Annotated in this window: 21 protein-coding genes and 1 tRNA gene; 12 read left to right on the top strand and 10 right to left on the bottom strand. The window is 72.5% G+C overall.

The annotated features are described in order from the left end of the window. Positions 1-10 precede the first annotated feature (10 nt). Both ACIBCJ_RS00925 and ACIBCJ_RS00920 read left to right on the top strand, forming a co-directional pair. Entirely contained in the window at positions 11-364 is a 354-nt protein-coding gene (locus ACIBCJ_RS00925) for a cupin domain-containing protein (protein ID WP_362508288.1), read from the top strand. Between the two features lie 134 nt (positions 365-498). After that, positions 499-1,662 (top strand): Gfo/Idh/MocA family oxidoreductase, encoded by a 1,164-nt coding sequence (locus ACIBCJ_RS00920; RefSeq protein WP_365978875.1) that lies wholly within the window; start codon positions 499-501, stop codon positions 1,660-1,662. Here ACIBCJ_RS00920 and ACIBCJ_RS00915 read toward each other — a convergent pair. After that, positions 1,640-2,281, bottom strand: coding sequence for a TMEM175 family protein (locus ACIBCJ_RS00915; RefSeq protein ID WP_365978876.1), 642 nt, complete (start codon positions 2,279-2,281; stop codon positions 1,640-1,642). The two genes, ACIBCJ_RS00920 and ACIBCJ_RS00915, sit on opposite strands and share 23 nt — an antisense overlap. A gap of 318 nt (positions 2,282-2,599) precedes the next feature. On the opposite strand from ACIBCJ_RS00915, the gene ACIBCJ_RS00910 reads away from it, so the two are divergent. After that, positions 2,600-3,604, top strand: coding sequence for a Gfo/Idh/MocA family oxidoreductase (locus ACIBCJ_RS00910; protein ID WP_365978877.1), 1,005 nt, complete (start codon positions 2,600-2,602; stop codon positions 3,602-3,604). Positions 3,605-3,646: 42 nt separating this feature from the next. Here ACIBCJ_RS00910 and ACIBCJ_RS00905 read toward each other — a convergent pair whose 3' ends face one another. The 5 genes from ACIBCJ_RS00905 to ACIBCJ_RS00885 all read right to left on the bottom strand — a co-directional run bounded on the left by ACIBCJ_RS00905 (position 3,647) and on the right by ACIBCJ_RS00885 (position 8,299). Further along, a complete protein-coding gene (locus ACIBCJ_RS00905) occupies positions 3,647-4,060 on the bottom strand; it encodes a VOC family protein (protein WP_362508280.1) in 414 nt (137 codons plus the stop codon). A gap of 170 nt (positions 4,061-4,230) precedes the next feature. Further along, a complete protein-coding gene (locus tag ACIBCJ_RS00900; RefSeq protein WP_362508277.1) occupies positions 4,231-5,133 on the bottom strand; it encodes a sugar phosphate isomerase/epimerase in 903 nt (300 codons plus the stop codon). A gap of 2 nt (positions 5,134-5,135) precedes the next feature. Continuing rightward, entirely contained in the window at positions 5,136-6,194 is a 1,059-nt protein-coding gene (locus tag ACIBCJ_RS00895) for an ATP-binding cassette domain-containing protein (RefSeq protein ID WP_365978878.1), read from the bottom strand. Between the two features lie 6 nt (positions 6,195-6,200). Beyond that, positions 6,201-7,277, bottom strand: a complete 1,077-nt coding sequence (locus tag ACIBCJ_RS00890; RefSeq protein ID WP_365978879.1) for an ABC transporter permease — start codon at positions 7,275-7,277, stop codon at positions 6,201-6,203. Beyond that, entirely contained in the window at positions 7,277-8,299 is a 1,023-nt protein-coding gene (locus ACIBCJ_RS00885) for a sugar ABC transporter substrate-binding protein (RefSeq protein ID WP_365978880.1), read from the bottom strand. The genes ACIBCJ_RS00890 and ACIBCJ_RS00885 overlap by 1 nt, the downstream gene beginning before the upstream one ends. A gap of 252 nt (positions 8,300-8,551) precedes the next feature. On the opposite strand from ACIBCJ_RS00885, the gene iolC reads away from it, so the two are divergent. Genes iolC through ACIBCJ_RS00860 form a run of 5 tightly spaced genes read left to right on the top strand, consistent with a single transcriptional unit; the run spans position 8,552 to position 14,051 of the window. Beyond that, positions 8,552-9,514, top strand: coding sequence for a 5-dehydro-2-deoxygluconokinase (iolC, locus tag ACIBCJ_RS00880; protein ID WP_362091386.1), 963 nt, complete (start codon positions 8,552-8,554; stop codon positions 9,512-9,514). 13 nt (positions 9,515-9,527) lie between these two features. Then, entirely contained in the window at positions 9,528-10,424 is an 897-nt protein-coding gene (locus tag ACIBCJ_RS00875; protein ID WP_365978881.1) for a deoxyribose-phosphate aldolase, read from the top strand. 25 nt (positions 10,425-10,449) lie between these two features. Further along, positions 10,450-11,343, top strand: a complete 894-nt coding sequence (iolB, locus tag ACIBCJ_RS00870) for a 5-deoxy-glucuronate isomerase (RefSeq protein WP_365978882.1) — start codon at positions 10,450-10,452, stop codon at positions 11,341-11,343. After that, entirely contained in the window at positions 11,340-13,214 is a 1,875-nt protein-coding gene (gene iolD, locus ACIBCJ_RS00865; RefSeq protein ID WP_365978883.1) for a 3D-(3,5/4)-trihydroxycyclohexane-1,2-dione acylhydrolase (decyclizing), read from the top strand. The genes iolB and iolD overlap by 4 nt, the downstream gene beginning before the upstream one ends. A gap of 51 nt (positions 13,215-13,265) precedes the next feature. Next, a complete protein-coding gene (locus ACIBCJ_RS00860; RefSeq protein ID WP_362508256.1) occupies positions 13,266-14,051 on the top strand; it encodes a GntR family transcriptional regulator in 786 nt (261 codons plus the stop codon). 18 nt (positions 14,052-14,069) lie between these two features. Here ACIBCJ_RS00860 and ACIBCJ_RS00855 read toward each other — a convergent pair whose 3' ends face one another. Further along, a complete protein-coding gene (locus tag ACIBCJ_RS00855; protein ID WP_365978884.1) occupies positions 14,070-15,056 on the bottom strand; it encodes an aldo/keto reductase in 987 nt (328 codons plus the stop codon). Positions 15,057-15,153: 97 nt separating this feature from the next. Here ACIBCJ_RS00855 and ACIBCJ_RS00850 point away from each other — a divergent pair, with 97 nt between their 5' ends. Further along, positions 15,154-15,591, top strand: a complete 438-nt coding sequence (locus ACIBCJ_RS00850; RefSeq protein ID WP_365978885.1) for an ankyrin repeat domain-containing protein — start codon at positions 15,154-15,156, stop codon at positions 15,589-15,591. A gap of 63 nt (positions 15,592-15,654) precedes the next feature. Here the strand turns inward: ACIBCJ_RS00850 and ACIBCJ_RS00845 are convergent. Further along, a tRNA-Pro gene (locus ACIBCJ_RS00845) sits at positions 15,655-15,728 on the bottom strand. Between the two features lie 100 nt (positions 15,729-15,828). On the opposite strand from ACIBCJ_RS00845, the gene ACIBCJ_RS00840 reads away from it, so the two are divergent. The 3 genes from ACIBCJ_RS00840 (at position 15,829) to ACIBCJ_RS00830 (ending at position 19,389) form a co-directional block, all read left to right on the top strand. Next, positions 15,829-16,365: a DUF309 domain-containing protein gene (locus tag ACIBCJ_RS00840; protein WP_365978886.1), complete on the top strand. Its 537-nt coding sequence runs from the start codon at positions 15,829-15,831 to the stop codon at positions 16,363-16,365. A 57-nt stretch (positions 16,366-16,422) separates the two neighbouring features. Further along, a complete protein-coding gene (gene cobF / locus ACIBCJ_RS00835; protein WP_133885194.1) occupies positions 16,423-17,196 on the top strand; it encodes a precorrin-6A synthase (deacetylating) in 774 nt (257 codons plus the stop codon). 72 nt (positions 17,197-17,268) lie between these two features. Beyond that, positions 17,269-19,389, top strand: a complete 2,121-nt coding sequence (locus ACIBCJ_RS00830) for an MDR family MFS transporter (RefSeq protein ID WP_362508244.1) — start codon at positions 17,269-17,271, stop codon at positions 19,387-19,389. On the opposite strand, the gene ACIBCJ_RS00825 is transcribed toward ACIBCJ_RS00830, so the two are convergent. Both ACIBCJ_RS00825 and ACIBCJ_RS00820 read right to left on the bottom strand, forming a co-directional pair. Then, entirely contained in the window at positions 19,316-20,089 is a 774-nt protein-coding gene (locus ACIBCJ_RS00825; RefSeq protein WP_362091345.1) for a sulfite exporter TauE/SafE family protein, read from the bottom strand. The genes ACIBCJ_RS00830 and ACIBCJ_RS00825 overlap by 74 nt on opposite strands. 61 nt (positions 20,090-20,150) lie before the next feature. After that, positions 20,151-21,674 (bottom strand): long-chain fatty acid--CoA ligase, encoded by a 1,524-nt coding sequence (locus ACIBCJ_RS00820; RefSeq protein WP_365978887.1) that lies wholly within the window; start codon positions 21,672-21,674, stop codon positions 20,151-20,153. Positions 21,675-21,708 lie beyond the last annotated feature (34 nt).

Below are 21,708 nucleotides of genomic sequence, written 5' to 3'. Positions count from 1 at the left end.
CCGTCGCCGCATGACCCACAGCCTCGTTGTCCACGTCCCCGACGCCGAGCTCGAACCCGAGCCGCTCTCCCCCGACCAGATCGTGTCCGGCACCCCCGAAGTGACCGGCAGAGTGGTCTGGGAGTCGCCGGACGGCCGCCGGGTGCGGGGCGTCTGGCAGATCACGCCGGGCGTCGTCACCGACACCGAGGCGGACGAGATGTTCGTCGTGCTCAGCGGTTCGGCCACCATCGAGGTGGCGGGCGGCCCCACCCTCACCGTCGGGCCGGGCGACCTGGCGGTCCTGCGCGAGGGCGACCGTACGACGTGGACGGTGCACGAGACGCTGCGCAAGGCCTACGCCATCGACCTGGGCCCGGCCTGAGACCCCGTCCGGACTTTGTCCTGTCAAAAGGTTGACATGATGCCGCTGCCCGCCCAGGGTGGCCTGGACAGATCACGCTCGTGGGATCACGAACAGGCTCGTGAGATCACGGACAGGTCCGAAGAGGGGCGCTCATGGTCCAGGCACTCGGTGTCGCCGTCGTCGGTTTCGGCTGGATGGGCCGGGTGCACACCCAGGCGTACGCCCGGGTCCGGCACCACTACCCGCACCTCGCGCTGCGCCCGGAGCTGGTGACGGTCGCCGAGGAAGTACCCGGGCGGGCCGAGGCGGCCGCGGCGCAGTTCGGGTTCGCCTCGACGACCCGCGACTGGCGCGAGGTGGCCGCGGATCCGCGGGTCCACGCGGTCAGCATCACGGCGCCGAACTTCCTGCACCGCGAGATCGCCATGGCGATGGCCGCGGCGGGCAAGCACATCTGGATCGAGAAGCCGGTGGGCCTGACCGCGCGGGACGCCCGCGCGGTGGCGGACGCGGTGGCCCAGGCGGGCGTGCAAGGGGCGGTCGGCTTCAACTACCGCAACGCGCCCGCCGTCGAGGCGGCCCGCGACCTGATCGCCGCCGGGGAGATCGGCACCGTCACCCATGCCCGCGTCCGGCTCTTCAGCGACTACGCCGCCCACCCCGAGGGCGCGCTGACGTGGCGGTTCGAGCGGGAGCGCGGCGGCAGCGGGGTGCTCGGCGACCTGGCCTCGCACGGCGCCGACCTGGCCCGCTTCCTGCTCGGCGACATCGCGTCCCTGACCGCCGACACGGCCGTCTTCCTGCCCGAGCGGGCGCGCCCCACCGGAGCCACGGCGGGCCACTCCCGGGCGGCGGGCGGAGAGCCGGGACCGGTCGAGAACGAGGACTACGTCAGCTGCCTGCTGCGCTTCGCCTCCGGGGCCCGGGGTGTGCTGGAGGCCTGCCGGGTCTCGGTCGGCGAACAGAACAACTACGGCTTCGAGGTGCACGGCACCACGGGCGCGGTGCACTGGGACTTCCGCCGTATGAACGAACTGGGCGTCAGCCGCGGCACGGCGTACCAGGACCAGCCCGTCAGCACGGTCTACGTCGGCCCGGGGCACGGCGAGTTCGCGGCCTTCCAGCCGGGCGCCGCCAACGCCATGGGCTACGACGACCTGAAGGTGGTCGAGGCCCACCGCTTCCTGCGCTCCGTCGCGGAGGGCACCCCGTACGGCGCCACCCTGACGGACGCGGTGCACAGCGCGGCCGTACTGGACGCGATGGCGCGGTCGGCGGAGCGCGGCACCTGGGTCAGTCCCGAGCCGCCCCGCTGACGGCGCCGCGGCGGGCCCGCGTCACCCACCGGCCGAGCAGGCCCTTGACCGGGACCAGCACGAGCCAGCTCCACATGGCCGCGGGACCGATCGCCAGGGCGAGCGGAACGCTCAGCGCGAAGATCACCACCGACGCCGCGATGTCCGCGCCGTAGAGCAGGAACCCTTCCTCGGGTGCGGTGTCGCCGCGCAGCCAGGGCCGGTTGGCCAGCACGACGACCAGGGCGAGGTGGGAGGCGCCCAGGGCGGCGACCGCGGCCGCGTAGACGGCGACGGACACCGGCTCGCGCCCGTACTCGGAGATGAGCTTGGTGGGGAAGGGAACGAGTGCCGCGACGCCGAGACCGACCAGGGAGAGGGTGATCACTTGGCCGTCGACCCGCTCGACGAAGCCGAAGATCCGGCGGTGGTCGCGCCAGAAGAGTCCGAGTACCAGCAGGCTGAGCGCGTACGCCCCCAAGTTGGGTGTCAGATCGCGCAGTTCGGCCCGGTAGGCGGCGGCGTCCAGGTCGCCGGGCACGGAGAAGTCCAGGACGAGCAGGGTGATGGCGATCGCGAAGACGCCGTCGGCCAGAGCCACCACCCGTTCGGGGCTGCCGGCCGGAGTCGATTTCCACATGGTCCCGACGGTAGGAGGGACCGCCCGGACGACCGCGTCACACGCCCGGGACGGCCGCGCGCGTCACACGGTCGCGGTGCCGGCCGCCCGCAGGTTGTTCGGCGCGTTTGTCAGGACAAGAATGACAGCACCACGTCGCCGCTGTCGGCGCACGACGGTGCCGCGTCCCGCACACGTGCGCGGGCGGGGCCCTGCGCGACGAGGGAGCCGATCAACGGGCCGGCGCCTGGCCCGTCCGAGCCGCCCCGACCCGGGCCTCCCACCCCGCACACCCCTCACATCCTTCCCCCTCCCCCGACACAAGGAGCAGGACAGCACATGCGTATCGGAATCCTCGGCCTCGGCCGCATCGGCGCCTTCCACGCCGAGACCCTAGCCGGACTCGACGCCGTCGGGTCGCTGGTCGTCGCCGACCCCTTCGCGGCTGCCGCGAAGGCCGCCGCCGAGCGGTTCGGCGCCGAGGTCGCGGACTCGCCCGAGGCGGTGCTCGCGGCGGGGGTGGACGGTGTGGTGGTCGCGGCGGCGACCGACGCCCACCCGGGACTGATCCTGGCCGCCGTGGAGGCCGGTGTGCCGGTCTTCTGCGAGAAGCCGGTGGCCCGCACCATGACGGAGGGCGTCGAGGTGCTCAAGGCGCTCGCGGGCCGCGACGTGCCGGTCCAGATCGGCTACAACCGGCGCTTCGACGCCGGGTTCGCCGCCGCGCGGGCCGCCGTGCGCGGCGGCGAGCTGGGCACGCTGCACACCGTACGGTCGACGACGCTGGACCCGGCGCCGCCGCCCGCCGCGTACGTCGCCGCCTCCGGGGGCATCTTCCGGGACTGCTCGGTGCACGACTTCGACATCATCCGCTGGGTGACCGGCCGGGAGGTGCGCGAGGTGTACGCCGCCGGGGGCAACCGCGGCGCGGACTTCATCCGGGAGGCGGGCGACGCGGACACCACCGGGGCGGTCCTCACGCTCGACGACGGCACCCTCGCGGTGGTCTCCAACAGCCGCCACAACGGGCGCGGTTACGACGTGCGCATGGAGATCCACGGCTTCGACGACTCGATCGCCGTCGGCCTGGAGGACAAGCTGCCGCTGCGTTCGGTGGAGCCGGGGGCGAGCTTCCCGGCCGGTACGCCGCACGACTTCTTCATGGACCGCTTCGCCGCCGCCTACCGCGCCGAGCTGACCGCGTTCACCGAGGTCGTCGCCGGCACCCGCACCTCGCCCTGCACGGTCGAGGACGCGCTGGAGGCCGGCTGGATCGCCGAGGCGTGCACGCTGTCGCTGCACGAGCACCGTCCGGTGGCGGTCGCGGAGGTGCGGCGGAGCTGAGCGGCAGGGGCCCACGCGTCGGCGGATCGGCGGGCCGCGGGGTCAGCCCGCGGGCTCGCTGATGTTCACCAGCCACGAGATGCCGAACCGGTCCCTGCACATGCCGAAGAGGTCGCCCCACATCTGCTTCTCCAGCGGCACCTCGACCGAGCCGTCGGCGGACAGCTTCTCCCAGTAGCCGCGCAGCTCGGCCTCGTCGTCACCGCTGAGGCTCACCGAGAAGTCGTTCCCCGGCCGGTGCTCCTGCCCGGGCGGCATGTCCGCGCCCATCAGGGTGAAGCCGCTGGGGGTCTCCAGCATGCCGTGCATGATCTGCTCGGCTTTCGGACTGTCGGACATGCCGAAGGAGCCGAAGGTGTTCAGCGACAGCGTGCCGCCGAACACCTGCTCGTAGAACTCCATCGCCTGTCGGGCGTCGCCGTCGAAGCTGAGGTACGGGTTGAGACGCGCGGTCATGGGCTGCCTCCCGGAACGGGACGAGGTGTGCTTGCCGGTGCTGCGCACGCTAGCGCGCGGCACCGGCGACGGCCCGCCGGGCGGCGCACTCGCGGGACGCCCGCACGCCCGCACGCCCGCTCACCCGTCCACCCGTTCGCCGGGGCACCCGTCCGTCGGCGCGGTACGGCTCAGGCGCCGCAGGAGCGCAGGAACTTCCGGGTGCGCACCGCGATGGGCAGCGGCTTGTCCGGCTCGCAGGGGTACATGTCCTGCTCGACGATGGCGAAGAGGTCCACGCCGAGTTCCTGGGCGGCCGTGAGCACCGGGCCGAGCTCCGGCACGCCGCCCGGCGGCTCGCACATCACCCCGCGCTGCACGGCCGGCCCGAAGGGCACGCCGCCCTCGCGGACCCCGGCGAGGATCTCCGGGTCGACCTGCTTGAGGTGGAGGTATCCGATGCGTTCGCCGTAGGTCTCGATCAGCTTGACGCTGTCACCGCCGCAGTAGGCGTAGTGACCGGTGTCCAGGCAGAGGCTGACGAGGTCGGAGTCGGTGGCGTCGAGGAAGCGCTCGACGTGCTCCTCGGTGTCGATGTGGGTGTCGGCGTGCGGGTGGACGACGATGTCCAGGCCGTAGCTCTCCCGCACCTCGCGGCCGAGGCGTTCCATGCCCCGGGTGAGGTGGGTCCACTGCTCGCCGGTCAGCTCGGGCGGCTCCAGGATCTCGGCGGTCTTGTCGTCGCGCCAGAAGGACGGGATGACGACGAGGTGCTTCGCGTCCATGGCCTGCGTCAGGGCGGCGACGCGGCCGACCTGTTCCCAGGTGGCGTCCCACTCGGCGGGGCCGCGGTGCAGCCCGCAGAAGATGGTGCCCGCCGAGACCCTCAGGCCGCGCCGGGTCACCTCGTCGGTGAGCCGGGCCGGGTCGGTGGGGAGGTAGCCGTAGGGGCCCAGCTCGATCCACTCGTAGCCGGCCTCGGTGACCTCGTCCAGGAACCGTTCCCAGGGGACCTGCCGGGGGTCGTCGGGGAACCAGACGCCCCAGGAGTCGGGAGCCGAGCCGACGCGGATGCGGTCGAGGGCAGAGGGCATGCTCAGGCCTTCCCTTCGGCGGTACCGGTTGCGGTGCTGTCGGTCGTGTCGGTGCTGTCGGTCGTGTCGGTGCTGTCGGCCGTGTCGGTCCCGTGGACGGCGTCGGTCCCGTCAGTGCCGTCGGCCCCGTGGGCGCCGTCGCTCCTGTGGGCACTGTCCGGCGCCGGGACGCGCGCCGCATCCGGAGCGCCGTCCGGGAGGGCGTCCACGTCGACCCCGCCGACCTGGGCCAGCTCGTGCTTGAGGGCGGCGAGTTCGGCGCCGCCCGCCATGTGGTTGGTGAGTTCCTCCAGCGTGATGTCGGGACGGGCGGCGCTGAGTTCCAGGGTGCCGAGCCGCAGCACGCTGAAGTGGCCGCCGACCATGTAGGCGTGGTGGGGGTTGTGTGTGATGAAGACGACGCCGAGGCCGCGTTCGCGGGCGGCCGCGATGTACTTGAGCACCACGCCGGACTGCTTGACGCCGAGAGCGGCGGTGGGCTCGTCGAGGATGAGGACGCGGGCCCCGAAGTAGACGGCCCTGGCGATGGCGACGGACTGGCGCTGGCCGCCGGAGAGGGTGCCGATGGGCTGTTCGAGGTCGTCCAGGACGATGCCCATGTTGCGCAGTTCCTCGTCGGCGGTCCGCTTCATGCGGGCGATGTCGAGGCGGCGCACGGGCCACGGGCCCTTGGTCATCTCGGAGCCGAGGAAGAAGTTCCGCCACACCGGCATCAGCGGCACGGTGGCGAGGTCCTGGTAGACCGTGGCGATGCCGCGGGCGAGGGCGTCGCGCGGGGTGGTGAAGCGCACGGCCTCGCCGTCGACGAGGAACTCGCCCTCGGTGTGCTGGTGCAGCCCGGAGATGATCTTGATGAGGGTGGACTTGCCGGCACCGTTGTCACCGAGTACGCAGGTCACCCGGCCGGGGTGGACGGCGAGGTCGACGCCGTGCAGGGCGCGGATGTTGCCGTACGCCTTGCCGGCGCGGCGCAGCTCCACGAGCGGGCGGCCCTGCTCGGGTGCAGGGTCGGCGAGGACGGCGCCGTGGGTGCCGGGGGCTGCGGGGGTCTTGCTGGTCATTTCCGATCACCTCCGGGTCGCGGCGCGGCGGACGTACAGGTTGATGAGGACGGCGCCGAGGAGCATCACGCCGAGGAAGGCCTTGAACCAGTCCGGGTTCCAGCCCGCGAAGACGATGCCCTGGTTCACCATGCCGAACATGAAGGCGCCGAAGACCGGACCGATGGCGGAGCCGTAGCCGCCGGTGAGCAGGCAGCCGCCGATGACGGCCGCGGCGATGTAGATCAGCTCCTGGCCGACGCCCTCGCCGGACTGCACGGTGTTGAAGGAGAACAGCTGGTGCATGCCGACGAACCAGGCACCGAAGCCGACCAGCATGAACAGCGTGATCTTGGTGAAGGTGACGGGCACGCCGACCGCGCGGGCGGACTCCTGGCTGCCGCCGACGGCGAAGATCCAGTTGCCGTACTTGGTGCGCAGCAGCACCCAGGTGGCCAGCGCCGCGAAGACCAGCCACCAGACGACCGTGATCTTCACCTGGACGCCGCCGACGTCGAAGGACGAGGCGAACAGGGCCTTGGCCTGGTCGAAGCCGTCCATGTCGCTGATGTCGTCGGTGGCGACGTTGCCGGTGACGAGCTTGGTCACGGCGAGGTTGACGCCCTGGAGGACCAGGAAGGTGGCGAGGGTGACCAGGAAGCTCGGCAGGCCGGTCCTCATCAGCACCCAGCCGTTGAAGGCGCCGACGGCGAGTGAGGCCACGAGGGCGACGATCACGCCCATCCAGACGTTCATGGTCAGCTGGTAGCTGAGCATGCCGGCGGTGAGCGCCGAGGTGACCACGGCGACACCGGCGGACAGGTCGAACTCGCCGCCGATCATCAGCAGGGCGACGGGCAGGGCCATGATGCCGATGGTGGACGACTGGTACAGCACCGTCGCCATGGAGGCGCCGTCGCGGAGCGTGGGGGCGGCGATCAGGAAGAAGGCGAAGACGGCGACGGCGCCGAGGAAGACCCCGACCTCGGGCCGGGCGAGCAGCCGCAGCGCCACGGGGCGTTCACGGGTCCGGCCGTCGGCTTCCTCGGGGCCGGGGGCCGGCGGTGCGGCCACCGCCGGCTCAGCCTGTGGGGCCACGCTCATCACCGGGTGCCCTTCGAGGCGAACTCGGCGACCGCCTTCACGTTGGACTTGTCGACGAAGGCCGGGCCGGTCAGCACCGGCTGCTCACCGCCGCCGCTGTAGTTGCCGTTGTTCTTGTAGAGCCACAGGCCGTCGACCGCGAGGTAGCCCTGGAGGTAGGGCTGCTGGTCCACGGCGAACTCGATGTCGTCCTTCTCGATGGCGCCGGTCAGCTCCTTGTTCAGGTCGAAGGTGGCGACCTTGGCCTTGCTGCCGGACTCGTCCACCGACTGCACGGCCGTCATGGCGAACGGGGCGCCCAGCGTGACGACGTGGTCGATGCCGGAGTCCTGCTGAAGCTTGGCCGTCACCGTCGACTTCACCGAGGGCTGGTCGGCGCCGTTGACGAAGAGGTTCTCCACCGAGCCCTCGAACGTCTTCTTCAGGCCGTCGCACCGCTGGGTCAGTCCGACGTTGCCCTGTTCGTGGATCACGCAGAGGGCCTTCTTGGCACCCACCTCGTTCAGCTTCTTGCCGAACGCCTCGCCCGCCACGCTCTCGTCCTGCCCGAAGAACTCCATCAGGCCGAGCTTCTTCCAGTCCGCCAGACCGGAGTTGAGCCCGACCACGGGTATGCCGGCCTTCTCCGCCTTGGCGAGGACGCTGCGCAGGGCGTCCGGCTTGGCGAGGGTGACGGCGATGCCGTCGACCTTCTGGTCGATCGCGTTCTGCACCAGGTTGGCCTGGCTGCCCGCGTTCGGGTCGGCGGAGTAGACGAGCTTGGCGTTGTCCTTGTCGGCGGCGGCCTGGGCACCCTTGCGGACGATGTCCCAGAAGGTGTCGCCGGGCGCCTGATGGGTGACCAGGGCGACGGTCATACGGGGGGTGTTCGCCTTGCCCGCGGAGGCGCCCGAGTCGCCCTCCTCGTCGGCCTTCTTCCCCCCGGAACTGCTGGAACAGCCGGCGAGGGTCAGGGCCGCGGCGGCGGCGAGGGCCACGGCAGGGGCGAATCTGCGGGAGCGGGCGTGCGAAGAGCGGTCCATCTTTTCCTGCACCTCACTGTGCGACTGTGCGACGGGAGAGCCGTGTGCCAGACCCGAGTGCCAGACCCGAGAAGAATGGCTGTTGCTGCGCTGGGACCGGATACAAGTCCTTGAGGCGCCCACTGTCAATACTTTGTCAAGACATCCTTTCACTCACAGGTCCGAATGTAAGTACAAAGTATTGACAGCGTCGTCCAGGAGTCATACACCTGGGAGGCGGCAGGCCCCCGCCCAGCCCGAGGAGCGTCGCACATGGCAGAGTCAGTCCCGCGTTTCGATCTGATCACGATGGGCCGCATCGGGGTCGATCTCTATCCTCTGCAGACGGGCGTACCCCTGGCGGAGGTTGAGACCTTCGGCAAGTTTCTCGGCGGTTCGGCCTCCAACGTGGCGGTCGCCGCCGCCCGGCTCGGCCGCGCCGTGGCCGTCATCACCCGCACCGGCGACGACCCGTTCGGCGGCTATCTGCACGGCGCGCTGAAGGAGTTCGGCGTCGACGACCGCTGGGTCACCCCGGTCGCCGCGTACCCGACCCCCGTGACGTTCTGCGAGGTCTTCCCGCCGGACGACTTCCCGCTGTACTTCTACCGCCGTCCCAAGGCACCCGACCTGGAGATCCGCCCCGAGGAGCTGGACCTGGACGCGATCCGCGCGGCCTCCGTCTTCTGGATGACCGGCACCGGACTCAGCGAGGAGCCGAGCCGTACGGCGACGCTGACCGCCCTCGCCCACCGCGCGAAGTCCGGCACCACCGTCTTCGACCTGGACTGGCGCCCCATGTTCTGGACCGACCCGGACCGGGCCCGTCCGTACTACGCCGAGGCGCTCGGGCACGCGACCGTCGCGGTCGGCAATCTGGACGAGTGCGAGATCGCCACGGGGGTGCGCGAACCGCGGGCCTGCGCCGAGGCGCTGCTGGCGGCCGGGGTGGAACTGGCCGTCGTCAAGCAGGGGCCCGAGGGCGTCCTCGCCGTGCACCGCGACGGCCGGTCCGCCGAGGTGCCGCCGGTGCCGGTCGAGGTGGTCAACGGCCTCGGCGCGGGCGACGCGTTCGGCGGCGCCCTGTGCCACGGTCTGCTCTCCGGCTGGGAGCTGGAGCGGACCATGCGGTACGCCAACGCGGCCGGCGCCCTCGTCGCATCCCGCCTCGCCTGCTCCTCCGCGATGCCCACCGGGGCGGAGGTCGACGACCTCCTCGCGCGAGCCACACCCTGAACGGAGCTTCGTCTTGTCCCTGACCATCTCCAGCATCCCGGACCTCACCGCGGTCAGAGCCCGGCACCCGGAGGCGATCGCCGAGGCCGCGGCGCGCCGGGAGCGCCGCCCGCTGATCGGCGACTCCGGCCGTCTGATGATCGTCGCCGCCGACCATCCGGCGCGCGGCGCGCTCGGCGTGGGCGACCGCCGGCTCGCCATGGCCAACCGGGCCGACCTGCTGGAGCGCCTGTGCACCGCGCTGTCCCGGCCCGGCGTCGACGGGGTGCTCGCCACCGCCGACGTACTGGAGGACCTGCTGCTGCTGGGGGTGCTGGAGAACAAGGTCGTCATGGGGTCGATGAACCGGGGCGGTCTCGCGGGCGCCGCCTTCGAGATGGACGACCGCTTCACCGGTCACCGCGCCGAGGACATCGCCCGGCTGCGCTTCGACGCGGGCAAGCTGCTGCTGCGCATCGACTACGACGACCCGGGCTCGCTGGCCACCATGGAGGCGAGCGCCCGCGCGGTGGACGCCATGGCCTCGCGCGGACTGCCCCTGTTCATAGAGCCTTTCATCTCCCGTCGGAGCGAGGGGCGGGTCCGCAACGACCTGTCCGCCGAGGCCGTCACCCGCTCCGTCGCCATCGCCTCGGGTCTCGGCGGCACCTCGGCCTACACCTGGCTGAAACTGCCCGTCACCCACGACCCGGACGACATGGCCGAGGTCCTGGAGACGTCCACGCTCCCCGTGGTGCTGCTCGGCGGCGACATAGGGGGCTCCGCCGCGGACCAGGCCGCGGCCTACGAACGCTGGCGCAAGGCACTGCGGCTGCCCACCGTGCAGGGCATGGTCGTGGGCCGCTCGCTGCTCTACCCGGCCGAGGGCGGCGTGGAGCAGGCGGTGGACACGGCCGTCGGACTGCTGTGAACGAGGAGAGGCGGAGGAGCGGACGATGACGTATCACCTTCCCGCGGGCAAGGCGGCAAGCGGCCGGTACGCCGTGGACGTGACGCCCGAGAGCGCCGGGTGGGACCACAGCGCTCTGCGCGTGGTGAACCTCGCGCCCGGCGGCAGCCACACCTTCGACTGCGGCGGGAGCGAGTGGATCGTCCTGCCGCTGAGCGGCGGCTGCACCGTCGGGGCCACCGACGACTTCGGCGCGCAGACCTTCGAACTCACCGGTCGCGACAGTGTGTTCACCGCTGTGAGCGACTTCGCGTACGTCCCGCGCGGGGCCCGTGCGACGGTGACCTCCGCAGGCGGCGGCCGGTTCGCCCTGACCGGCGCCCGCTGCACCCGCCGCCTGCCCGCCCGGTACGTCCCGGCGTCCTCGGTACCGGTCGAGCTGCGCGGCACCGGGAGCTGCTCGCGGCAGGTCAACAACTTCGGCGCGGCGGGGGTGTTCGAGTGCGACCGGCTGATCGCGGTCGAGGTGCTCACCCCGGGCGGCAACTGGTCGTCCTTCCCCCCGCACAAGCACGACGAGCACCGCCCCGGCGAGGAATCCGTGCTGGAGGAGATCTACTACTTCGAGTTCGCACCCCACGACGGCACCCCGGGGCTCGGCTACCAGCGTGTCTCCCCCTCCGGACGGGGGCGGGGCACGGACGTCCTCGCCGAGGTCCGCGACGGGGACGTGGTGCTGATCCCCGACGGCTGGCACGGGCCGTCGATGGCGGTCCCCGGACACCACATGTACTACCTCAACGTCATGGCCGGTCCGGAGCCCGAGCGCGCCTGGCTGATCCGCGACCACCCCGACCACGCCTGGATCCGGGACACCTGGCCCGGGCAGCCCGTCGACCCCCGACTCCCCCTGTACGCCGCACCGGAGAGGTCCGCATGAGCGCCGCCGCCACTCGCCGACTGACCACCGCCCAGGCCCTGGTGCGCTTCCTGGCCGCCCAGTACACCGAACGCGACGGCGTGCGCCGCCGCCTGATCACCGGCGTCTGGGGCATCTTCGGCCACGGCAACGTGGCCGGCCTCGGCCAGGCGCTGGTCGAGTACCGGGAGGCGATGCCGTTCCACCAGGGCCGCAACGAGCAGGCCATGGTGCACGCGGCCGTCGGCCACGCCCGCCAGCTCGACCGCCTGTCCGCGCAGGCCGTGACGACCTCCATCGGCCCCGGCGCCACCAACCTGGTCACCGGCGCCGCTCTGGCCACGGTCAACCGCCTGCCGGTCCTGCTGCTGCCCGGCGACTGCTTCGCCTCGCACGCTGCCGACCCGCTGCTCCAGCAACTGGAGCACCCGGTCGAGGCCGACGTGTCCGTCAACGACGCCCTGCGGCCCGTGTCCCGGTACTTCGACCGCGTCACCCGCCCCGAGGCGCTCCTGGCGTCCGCGCTGCGGGCCGTACGCGTCCTGACCGACCCGGCGGAGACCGGCGCGGTCACCCTCGCGCTCCCGCAGGACGTGCAGGCCGAGGCGTACGACTGGCCGGAGGAGTTCTTCGCCGACCGGGTGTGGCGGGTACGGCGCCCCGCGCCCGACCCCGCGGAACTGGCCGAGGCGGTCCGGGCGGTCCGCGCCGCCGCGCGCCCGCTGATCGTCGCGGGCGGCGGCGTCCACCACAGCGAGGCCGAGCAGGCGCTGAAGGCCCTGGTGGACGCCACCGGCATCCCGGTCGCCTCCACGCAGGCGGGCAAGGGCGCCCTGCGCCACGACCACCCGGCCGACCTCGGCGGCATCGGCCACACCGGCACCGCGGTGAGCGACGCCCTCGCCCGCACCGCCGACCTGGTCATCGGTGTCGGCACCCGCTACTCGGACTTCACCACCGCGTCCGGGACCCTCTTCCAGCACCCGGACGTGCGCTTCCTGAACCTCAACATCACCGCCTTCGACGCCCACAAGCTCGCCGCCGACACCCTGGTGTGCGACGCGCGGACCGGCCTGACCGCGCTGGCCCGGGCGCTGTCCGGCCACCGCGTGGACGCGGCGTACGAGACGGAGTACCGCACCGGCAAGGCCCGGTGGGACGAGGTCGTCGAGAGGGCGTTCGGCGCGGACGACGACAGCGCGGTGCCGACCCAGACGCAGGTGCTGGGCGCACTGGACTCGGTCGTCGGCGACGAGGACGTGGTGATCAACGCGGCCGGTTCGCTCCCCGGCGACCTGCACAAGCTGTGGCGGGCCCGTTCCCCGCGCCAGTACCACCTGGAGTACGGCTACTCCTGCATGGGCTACGAGATCCCGGCCGCGATCGGCGTGCAGCAGGCCGCACCCGGCACCCCCGTGTGGGCCCTGGTCGGCGACGGCACCTACCTGATGAACCCGACCGAGATCGTCACCGCCGTCCAGGAGAACCTGCCGGTCAAGGTGGTCCTGGTACAGAACCACGGGTACGCGTCCATCGGCGGCCTGTCCGAGTCGGTGGGCGCCGAGCGCTTCGGCACCGACTACCGCCACCGCGCCGCCGACGGCTCCTTCACCGGCGATCCGCTCCCCGTCGACCTCGCCGCCAACGCGGCCAGCCTCGGCATGCACGTCCTGCGCGCCAAGACGGTGCGGGAGCTGCGCGAGGCGCTGACCACCGCCCGCGCGGCGACCCGCCCGACGTGCGTGTACGTCGAGACGGCACCCGCGCTGGAGCCGGTGCCGGCCGAGGCGTGGTGGGACGTGCCGGTGGCCGAGGTGTCCGAGCGCGCGGCCGCGACCGAGGCGCGGGCGGCCTACGAGCGCGCGGTGGCCGACCGCCGCCACCACCTCTGACCCGGCGCTCCCCCGCCCGACAGCCAGTCACCTACGCAGGGAGGCACGACCATGGCGAAGACCGGCGGCCCCGCACGTGCCGTGACCGCCCCCGCGACCGGCGCCCTGGACCTCACCCTGGACCGGAGCAGTCCGGTACCGCTCTACTACCAGCTGGCCCGGCAGCTGGAGGCGGCGATAGCACACGGTGCCCTCGCGCCGGGAGACCTGCTGGGCAACGAGGTCGACCTGTCGGTCCGCCTCGGCCTGTCCCGGCCGACCGTCCGGCAGGCCATCCAGTCGCTGGTCGACAAGGGGCTCCTGGTCCGGCGGCGCGGGGTCGGCACCCAGGTGGTGCACAGCCAGGTCAGGCGCCCGCTGGAGCTGAGCAGTCTCTACGACGATCTGGAGGCCGCCGGGCAAGGCCCCGGCACCCGGGTGGTGCGCAACGAGGACGTCCCGGCCACCGCCGAGGTCGCCGCGGCGCTCGGCGTCGCGGAGGGCACCGGGGTCACCGTCCTGGAGCGGCTGCGCCTCACCCACGGCCAGCCGGTGGCGCTGCTCTGCAACCACCTCCCGGCCGGCCTGCTGGACCTCGACGACGCCCGCCTGGAGTCGACCGGCCTGTACCGGATGATGCGCGCGTCCGGCATCACCCTGCACAGCGCCCGCCAGACCGTCGGCGCCCGCATCGCCACCCGCGAGGAGGCCGGGCGCCTCGGCGAACGCGAGGGCGCCGCGCTGCTGACGATGCGGCGCACCGCGTACGACGACACCGGCCGACCGGTCGAGTTCGGGACGCACGTGTACCGCGCGTCCCGGTACGCCTTCGACTTCCAGCTCCTGGTCAGAGGCTGACCGCACGGCGGACGGGGCTCAGTGGGCGGTGTCCAGGCGGACGCGCTGCTCCTCGGTCAGTTCCAGGTCCACGGCCGCCAGGTTCTCCTCCAGCTGCGCCAGCGAGGAGGCGCCGGCCAGCGGCACGATCGGCAGTTCCGCGCCGATCTGCCAGGCGAGGACGACCTGGTTGACCGTGGCCCCGGTCTCCCCCGCGACGTCCCGCAGCACCGCGAGCCGGGCCGGCGTGCCCGGGTGGTCGTAGTCGGGGGGCAGCGGCTTGTCCGCGCGGACGTAGGCACCGGCCAGCAGGGGCGAGTAGGCGACCAGCGTCAGGTCCGGCTCGGCCTCCAGGTAGCCGAGGAGTTCGGCGCCGGCGTGACCGACACTGCCGTACCGGGAGAATTCGCTGGGCAGGTCGAAGCGGGGCCGCAGGTGGCTGTGCTGGTACTGGAGCACCTCGTAGCCGGGCAGTCCGGCCGCGGCGGCCAGGGCGCGGGCCCGCTCGACGCGCCACACCGCCTGGTTGCTGACGCCGAGCAGCCCGACCGTGCCCTCCGCGACCAGTGCGCCGAACCCCTCGACGGTCTCGCGCTGCTCCACGGTGAAGTCGTCGATGTGCGCGTAGAGCAGGTCCAGCTTCTCCACGCCGAGCCGTTCCCGGCTGCGGTCGGCGGCCTCGCGGATCACCTTGGCCGACAGGCCCTCGGGGTTGTCGGTGTAGCCGGTGCCCGGCGCCAGCGGGCGCGCGCCGAGCTTGGTGGCGATGACGACCTCGGCGCCGATCCCGCGGCTGCGCCGCCAGCGGCCGAGGAGTTCCTCGCTCTGGCCGCCCTGGCCGCCGTCGGTCCAGAAGGCGTAGTTGTCGGACGTGTCGATGAAGTTCCCGCCGGCCTCCACATAGCGGTCGAGGACGGCGAACGAGGTCTTATCGTCGGTCTGCGAGCCGAACAGCATCGCGCCGAGCGCCAGCACACTCACCTCGCGGCGGTGCGCCGGATCGGTGCCGATGGTGCGGTACTTCATGATGTTCCTCCCCATGCGCGCCCGGTCGTCCGGGCACGGAAGGGAGTCTGCGAATTGAAGTGCGCTTCAAGTCAAGCCCTCCGTACTCTCGGTGCGTGTGAACAGGCGAAAGCACAAGAAACTGTCCCGGCGTCTCGTCGACGCCGCACTCGTCGGCGACCTGCCTGCGGTCCGGGCCGCGCTGCGGGCCGGTGCACCGGCCGAGACGGCCGACCCGGCCGGCAGCACACCGCTGTACCTCGCGTCCGTGAGCGGAGCCGCCGACATCGCCCGCGTGCTGCTCGCGGCCGGCGCCCGGCCCGACACGGAGAGCGGGATCGGCTCGGAGGGCACACCGCTGTGCGGTGCGGCGTGCTGGGGGTACACCGAGACCGTGCGCGTACTCCTCGAACACGGAGCCGACCCGAACCTGCGCGAGGACCACGGCACCGGCTGGACGCCACTGGACTGGGCTGCGCAGGGGGCACACCGCGAGACGGCGGACGTACTCGTCGCCGCGGGGGCGCGGCCGCGGGAGTCGGGACCGCGCGCGTGACCCACGGCAAAGGGCCGGTGTCGGATGTCTCCGATACCGGCCCTGGCCTGCGACTCTCACGAGTCGGGACGACAGGATTTGAACCTGCGACCCCTTGACCCCCAGTCAAGTGCGCTACCAAGCTGCGCCACGTCCCGATGTGCTCACGCGCGGTGCGCCGCGCGATCACGCGGACAGCACTTTACCCCACCCGCCGGGCCACGCCTAAGCGGGCACGGGCGGGGGACAATCGGTGCCATGGACAGCCCTGCCGACAGCCCCATGGACAGCACAGCACCCGGCCGCCCGGCGGACGCGCGGGACCGCGACGACGAGGGGCGGGCGCGCAACGCCCGGCCGCGGGACGGGCTCGGCCGCCCCCTGCCGTACGGGGCGGACGGTGTGCCGCGCCAGCCCGAGGGGGTCGTGAGGGCCCCGGACGAGACCGTCGCCGAGGCGCAGCGGCTGCTGGACGACGGCAAGCCGTTCCACGCGCACGAGGTGTTCGAGGACGCCTGGAAGTCGGGGCCCGACGAGGAGCGGGAGCTGTGGCGGGGGCTGGCCCAGCTGGCCGTCGGGCTCACGCACGCGGCGCGCGGCAACGTCACCGGCGGAGCCAGGCTGCTGCGGCGCGGGGCGGGGGCCGTGACGGGGTGGGCGGCGTCCGACGGGCGCGAGCGGCCGTACGGGATGGACCTCGGGGCGGTCGCCGGGTGGGCCCGGGAGCTGGCCGGTGAGGTGGAGGACGGCGCAAGGGTGGACGCGGGGACGCGGGCACCCCGGCTGCGGGGCTGACCCCCGAGGGGGCGGCCCGGCGGGTGCCGGGTCCGTGGCGTACGGCAGACTCGTGACGTGCGGAGCATTCATGTGATCGGTATCGGCGCGGGCGACCCGGACCAGCTGACCCTGCAGGCGGTGCGGGCGCTGCGGAGCACCGACGTGTTCTTCGTCCTGGACAAGGGCGAGGTCAAGGCCGACCTGGTGGGGCTGCGCCGGCACCTGCTGGAGACGCACGTGCCGGAGGGGACCTACCGCGTCGTCGAGGCGCGCGACCCCGAGCGGGACCGGGGCGCGGGCGGCGCGGCGTACTCCTCGGCCGTCGGGGACTGGCGCAGCGCCCGCGCCCGCCTGTTCGAGCGGCTGATCGCCGAGGAGCTGGGCGAGGACGAGAGCGGCGCGTTCCTGGTCTGGGGCGACCCGGCGCTGTACGACAGCACGCTGGGCGTCCTGGAGGAGGTGCTGGAGCACGGGGCGGTGTCGTTCGCGTACGACGTCGTGCCCGGCATCAGCAGCGTCTCCTCGCTGGCGGCCCGGCACCGCACCGGGCTGAACCGGGTGGCGCGGCCGGTGCAGATCACCACGGGGCGGCGGCTCGCCGAGGGCTTCCCGGCGGACGCGGACGACGTCGTCGTCATGCTGGACGCCCAGCAGGCCTTCCGGCGGTACGCGGACCAGGACATCGACATCTACTGGGGCGCCTACCTGGGCACCCCGGACGAGATCCTCGACTCCGGCCCGATCGCGGAGGCCGGACCCCGCATCGAGCGGCTGCGGGCCGAGGCGCGCGAGCGCAAGGGCTGGATCATGGACACGTATCTGCTGCGGCGCAACCCGGGAGAGCGCTGACCGGGTCCTCGGGCACCCCCGGGCGGACCGTCCCCGCATGCGTGGCCGGTGCACCGGTGTGATCGTGGCCGCGTGACAGTCGCCGAGGAAGCGCCACGGACCGCAGCCGCCCAGCCGCCCGTGCTGGACCGGCGGCGCCGCAACGTCGTCTTCGTCACGATCATGCTCGGCATGCTGCTCGCGGCACTGGACCAGACGATCGTCGGCACCGCGCTGCCCACCATCGTGTCGGACCTCGGCGGCGCCGAGCACATGTCGTGGGTGGTGACCTCGTACCTGCTCGCGGAGACCGTGGCGACGGTCCTGGTGGGCAAGTTCGGCGACCTGTTCGGCCGCAAGGTCGTGTTCCAGGTGTCCGCGGTGGTGTTCATCACCGGCTCCTTCCTGTGCGGGCTGGCGACGAACATGCCGCTGCTGATCGTCTGGCGGGCGGTGCAGGGCGTCGGGGCGGGCGGCCTGATGGTGACGGCGATGGCGCTGATCGCGGACGTCATCCCGTTGCGGGAGCGGGGCAAGTACCAGGGCGCGATCGGCGCGGTGTTCGGTGTCGCGACGGTCGTCGGGCCCCTGCTGGGCGGGCTGTTCACCGACCACCTGTCGTGGCGCTGGGCGTTCTACGTCAACGTGCCCATCGCGGTCGTCGTGGTGATCGCCGCCGCCCGCACCATCCCGGTGGTCAAGTCGGCCTCCCGTCCCGTCATCGACTACGCGGGCATCGCGCTGGTCGCGGTCGGTGCCAGCGCCCTGATCCTGGCGACGAGCTGGGGCGGCAACGAGTACGCGTGGGGTTCGGCGGTGATCGTCGGTCTGTTCGCGGGCGGCCTGGTCGCGCTGGGACTGTTCTGCTGGGTGGAGACCCGCGCGGCCGAACCGATGCTGCCGATGCGGCTGTTCTCCAACCCGGTGTTCACGGTCTGCTCGGTCCTCAGCTTCATCGTCGGCTTCGCGATGCTGGGCGCGCTGACGTACCTGCCGACGTACCTGCAGTACGTCGACGGCGACTCGGCCACCGTCTCGGGCGTGCGGACGCTGCCGATGGTGGCGGGGCTGCTGATCGCCTCGGTGTTCAGCGGCAACGTGGTCAGCAAGACGGGGCGGTACCGGCTGTTCCCCGTCGTGGGCACGCTGGTGATGGGCGTGGGCCTGTACCTGATGTCGCTGATGGGTCCGGCCACGGGCGCGGGGCCGGAGTCGCTGTACATGTTCGTCCTCGGCACCGGGATCGGCCTGTCCATGCAGGTGCTGACCATCGCCGTGCAGAACACGGTCGAGTACGCCGACCTGGGCACCGCCACCTCCGGCGTCACCTTCTTCCGTACGCTGGGCAGTTCCTTCGGCACCGCCGTGTTCGGCACGATCTACGCCAACTCGCTGGGTCCCAACCTGCGCGACGGCGTCGCGGCGGCGGCCCGCACCGGCGCCGCGGACCCGTCGGTGATCGCGAGGGCGTCGACCAGTCCGGAGGGTGTGCACCGGTTGCCGCCCCCGGCGTCGGCGCCGGTCGTCGGCGCGTACGCGGACACGATCCAGACCGTGTTCCTGTGGACGGTGCCGGTCGCGGTCCTGGGCTTCGTGGTCGCGCTGTTCCTCAAGCAGGTCCAGCTGCGCGACAGCGCCCGGGCGGGGTCCACGGACATGGGCGAGGGCTTCGCCTCACCGCACGACGCCAGCAGCAGGCGGACGCTGGAGGCCTCCGTCGGTAAGATCATCGGCAGTACGGAGCTGGACACCGCGCGCCGGATCGTCGCGGACAGCGACACCCGGCTGGACGTCGCCGGTGCCTGGGCCGTGATGCAGGTCGAGGTGTTCACGCGGCTGGTCGGGCACGCCAGCCTGGGTCTGATCGCGGCCCGCCGCCGGATGCCGCCGGAGGTGCTGCTGCCGGTCTTCGACCGGATGGTGGCCGAGGGGTTCCTCACCCGCGACGGCTCCCTGCTCTCCCACACCGACGCCGGGGCACGTGAGGCCCTCGTCATCGGCCGGGCCTGGGCGACCTGGCTGGAGGACCGGGTGGAGCGGGACATCGGCCGCCCCTCGGACGCGGAACTGCGGGCCGCCGTCGACGCGATCGCCAAGCGCCTGCTGGTGGAGGATCTGAGCCACGGACTCCCGCAGCACGTCAGGCCAGCAGGAGCTGAAGACCGCCCACGATCGTCGCCGCGATCACCAGGCGCTCGAACAGGCGTTGGTTGATCCGGCGCACGGCCCACTTGCCGAGGAACGCGCCGGGCACCACGAAGACGACCAGCACCGCGTCGAGCAGCAGCGAGTCGCCGTCGATCAGGCCGAGGCCCGCGCTGAAGGGCAGTTTGGAGACGTTGACGATCAGGAAGAAGAACGCCGAGGTGCCCAGGAAGCCGAGTTTCCTGAAACCCGCGGACAGCAGGTACAGCGACATCACCGGGCCGCCCGCGTTGGCGACCATCGTGGTGAACCCGCCCAGGACGCCGTACGAGCGGGCCTTCACGCGCCCGGTGCGCGAGGCGGCCTCCTCCGGCTGCTCGGCGGCGTCGGCCTGCCGTCGGCGCCACATGGTCACCCCGGCCATGAACAGCAGGATCACGCCGATCGACGTGCGGACGACGGCGTCGTCGGCCCACACCAGGAAGACGGTGCCGACGACGACGCCCACGCCGACCGCGGGGAACAGCCGCCACAGCGTGGGCCAGTGGGCGTGGCGGCGGTAGGTGAGGACGGCGAGGACGTCACCGGCGATCAGGACCGGCAGCAGGATGCCGGTGGAGGCGCGGGCCGGCAGGACCGCCGCGAAGATCGCGAGGCTGACCGTGTTGGCCCCGCTCACCGCGGTCTTGGAGAAGCCGACGAGCAGGGCCGCGAAGGCGAGGGCGGCGAATTCCCAGCCGGTGAGGTGCGAGAGCGAGATGGTGTCCATTGCGGGGACCGATGCTATGCGTGCCCGGCGGTGCCGTGGGCACCGTCTCGCCCCTTGATCCTCATCGGTCCGTGTACGCGGCCCGCAGTTCCCGCTTGAGCACCTTCATGCTCGGCCCGAGCGGCAGCTCGTCGGCGAACTCCACCCGGCGCGGGTACTTGTGCCGCCCGAGGTGCTGCTTGGACCACTCGGTGATCGCGGCGGCGTCCGGCGTCGCGTCCGGCGTCGTACCGGGGGCGCGCACGACCACCGCGCAGATCTCCTCGCCGTGCAGTTCGTCCGGGAGCCCGATGACGGCTGCCTGGGCGATGCCGGGGTGGCGCATCAGCACCTCCTCGACCTCCCGGGGGTAGACGTTGTAGCCGCCCCGGATGATGACGTCCTTCTTCCGGTCGACGATCCTGAGGAACCCGTCCTCGTCCTTGGTGCCCAGGTCCCCGGTGCGGAACCAGCCGTCGACCAGCGCCTGAGCGGTGGCCTCGGGGCGGCCGAGGTAGCCGGAGAAGACGTTGTGCCCGCGGACCACGACCTCGCCCAGCTCGCCGGTCGGCAGCAGCTCCACCGCGTGCTCGACCTCGGCGCGGGCGATCTCCACGTCCACGCCCCACAGCGGGTGGCCGATGGTGCCGGGCCTTGCGCCGAACACCGGCTGGTTCACGGACGCCGCCGGAGAGGTCTCCGACAGCCCGTACCCCTCGTAGATCCTGGCCCCGAACGCCTCCTCGAACCGTTCGAGGACGGCGACCGGCAGGGACGCGCCGCCGGACACGCACACCCGCAGCTCGGGCAGGGCTCCGGCGCCGGCCGCCGCGGCGGCCAGGGCGACGAACATGGTGGGCACTCCGTGGAAGGTGTTGACCTTCTCCCTCACCATCAGCTCGATGGCGCGCGCCGCGTCGAAGCGCGGCAGCAGCACGAGGGTCGCGCCCGCCCGCCAGGTGGAGTTCAGCGAGACGGTCTGGCCGAAGGCGTGGAAGAGCGGCAGCGCGCCGAGCGCCACGTCGTCGGGCCGGATGTCGTTGGCGTCGAAGGCGTTGACCGTCGCGTTCATCACCAGGTTGAAGTGGCTGAGCACGGCGCCCTTGGGGACGCCGGTCGTGCCGCTGGTGTAGAAGACGACGGCCGGGTCGTCGGCGTCGCGGGTGACGTACGTGGGCAGGGGTTCGGCGTCCGCGGCGAGCTTGCCGAACTCGTCGCCGAGCGTGACCATCCGGACGCCGGTCTCCCGCGCCGCGGCCGCTCCGGTCTCCGCCTGCGCCGGGTGGCACAGCAGCAGGGTGGCGCCGCTGTCCCGCAGCACGTGCTCGACCTCCGCGGCCGACAGCAGCAGGTGCACGGGTACGACGACGGCACCGGCCGCGGCGACGGCGTAGTACGCCTGCGGGAACTCTGCGGTGTTCGGCGCCATCAGCGCCACCCGGTCCCCCGGCCGGACGTCCAGGCCGGCGAGGGCACCGGCCTGGGCCAGGGCTCGCCGCCACACCTCGGCGAAGGTCAGCCTCAGGTCGCCCTCGACCAGCGCCTCCTTGTCGGGGCGGCGCCGGGCGTTCTCGGCGAGGATGGCGGCGACGGAGAGGGTTGCCATGGGTGTTGCTCCGTTTCCTTGCTGCGGCTCTGCA

This window comes from Streptomyces sp. NPDC051136, assembly GCF_044455745.1.
Taxonomy (GTDB): domain Bacteria; phylum Actinomycetota; class Actinomycetes; order Streptomycetales; family Streptomycetaceae; genus Streptomyces.
Note: the sequence above shows the minus strand (reverse complement) of the source record. Positions and strands in the feature narration are given on the sequence as shown.

Coding starts and splice junctions, on each gene's coding strand:
- ACIBCJ_RS00925 (WP_362508288.1), top strand. CDS start 11: ATGACCCACAGCCTCGTTGTCCACGTCCCCGACGCCGAGCTCGAACCC.
- ACIBCJ_RS00920 (WP_365978875.1), top strand. CDS start 499: ATGGTCCAGGCACTCGGTGTCGCCGTCGTCGGTTTCGGCTGGATGGGC.
- ACIBCJ_RS00915 (WP_365978876.1), bottom strand. CDS start 2,281: ATGTGGAAATCGACTCCGGCCGGCAGCCCCGAACGGGTGGTGGCTCTG.
- ACIBCJ_RS00910 (WP_365978877.1), top strand. CDS start 2,600: ATGCGTATCGGAATCCTCGGCCTCGGCCGCATCGGCGCCTTCCACGCC.
- ACIBCJ_RS00905 (WP_362508280.1), bottom strand. CDS start 4,060: ATGACCGCGCGTCTCAACCCGTACCTCAGCTTCGACGGCGACGCCCGA.
- ACIBCJ_RS00900 (WP_362508277.1), bottom strand. CDS start 5,133: ATGCCCTCTGCCCTCGACCGCATCCGCGTCGGCTCGGCTCCCGACTCC.
- ACIBCJ_RS00895 (WP_365978878.1), bottom strand. CDS start 6,194: ATGACCAGCAAGACCCCCGCAGCCCCCGGCACCCACGGCGCCGTCCTC.
- ACIBCJ_RS00890 (WP_365978879.1), bottom strand. CDS start 7,277: ATGAGCGTGGCCCCACAGGCTGAGCCGGCGGTGGCCGCACCGCCGGCC.
- ACIBCJ_RS00885 (WP_365978880.1), bottom strand. CDS start 8,299: ATGGACCGCTCTTCGCACGCCCGCTCCCGCAGATTCGCCCCTGCCGTG.
- iolC (WP_362091386.1), top strand. CDS start 8,552: ATGGCAGAGTCAGTCCCGCGTTTCGATCTGATCACGATGGGCCGCATC.
- iolB (WP_365978882.1), top strand. CDS start 10,450: ATGACGTATCACCTTCCCGCGGGCAAGGCGGCAAGCGGCCGGTACGCC.
- iolD (WP_365978883.1), top strand. CDS start 11,340: ATGAGCGCCGCCGCCACTCGCCGACTGACCACCGCCCAGGCCCTGGTG.
- ACIBCJ_RS00860 (WP_362508256.1), top strand. CDS start 13,266: ATGGCGAAGACCGGCGGCCCCGCACGTGCCGTGACCGCCCCCGCGACC.
- ACIBCJ_RS00855 (WP_365978884.1), bottom strand. CDS start 15,056: ATGAAGTACCGCACCATCGGCACCGATCCGGCGCACCGCCGCGAGGTG.
- ACIBCJ_RS00840 (WP_365978886.1), top strand. CDS start 15,829: ATGGACAGCCCTGCCGACAGCCCCATGGACAGCACAGCACCCGGCCGC.
- ACIBCJ_RS00825 (WP_362091345.1), bottom strand. CDS start 20,089: ATGGACACCATCTCGCTCTCGCACCTCACCGGCTGGGAATTCGCCGCC.
- ACIBCJ_RS00820 (WP_365978887.1), bottom strand. CDS start 21,674: ATGGCAACCCTCTCCGTCGCCGCCATCCTCGCCGAGAACGCCCGGCGC.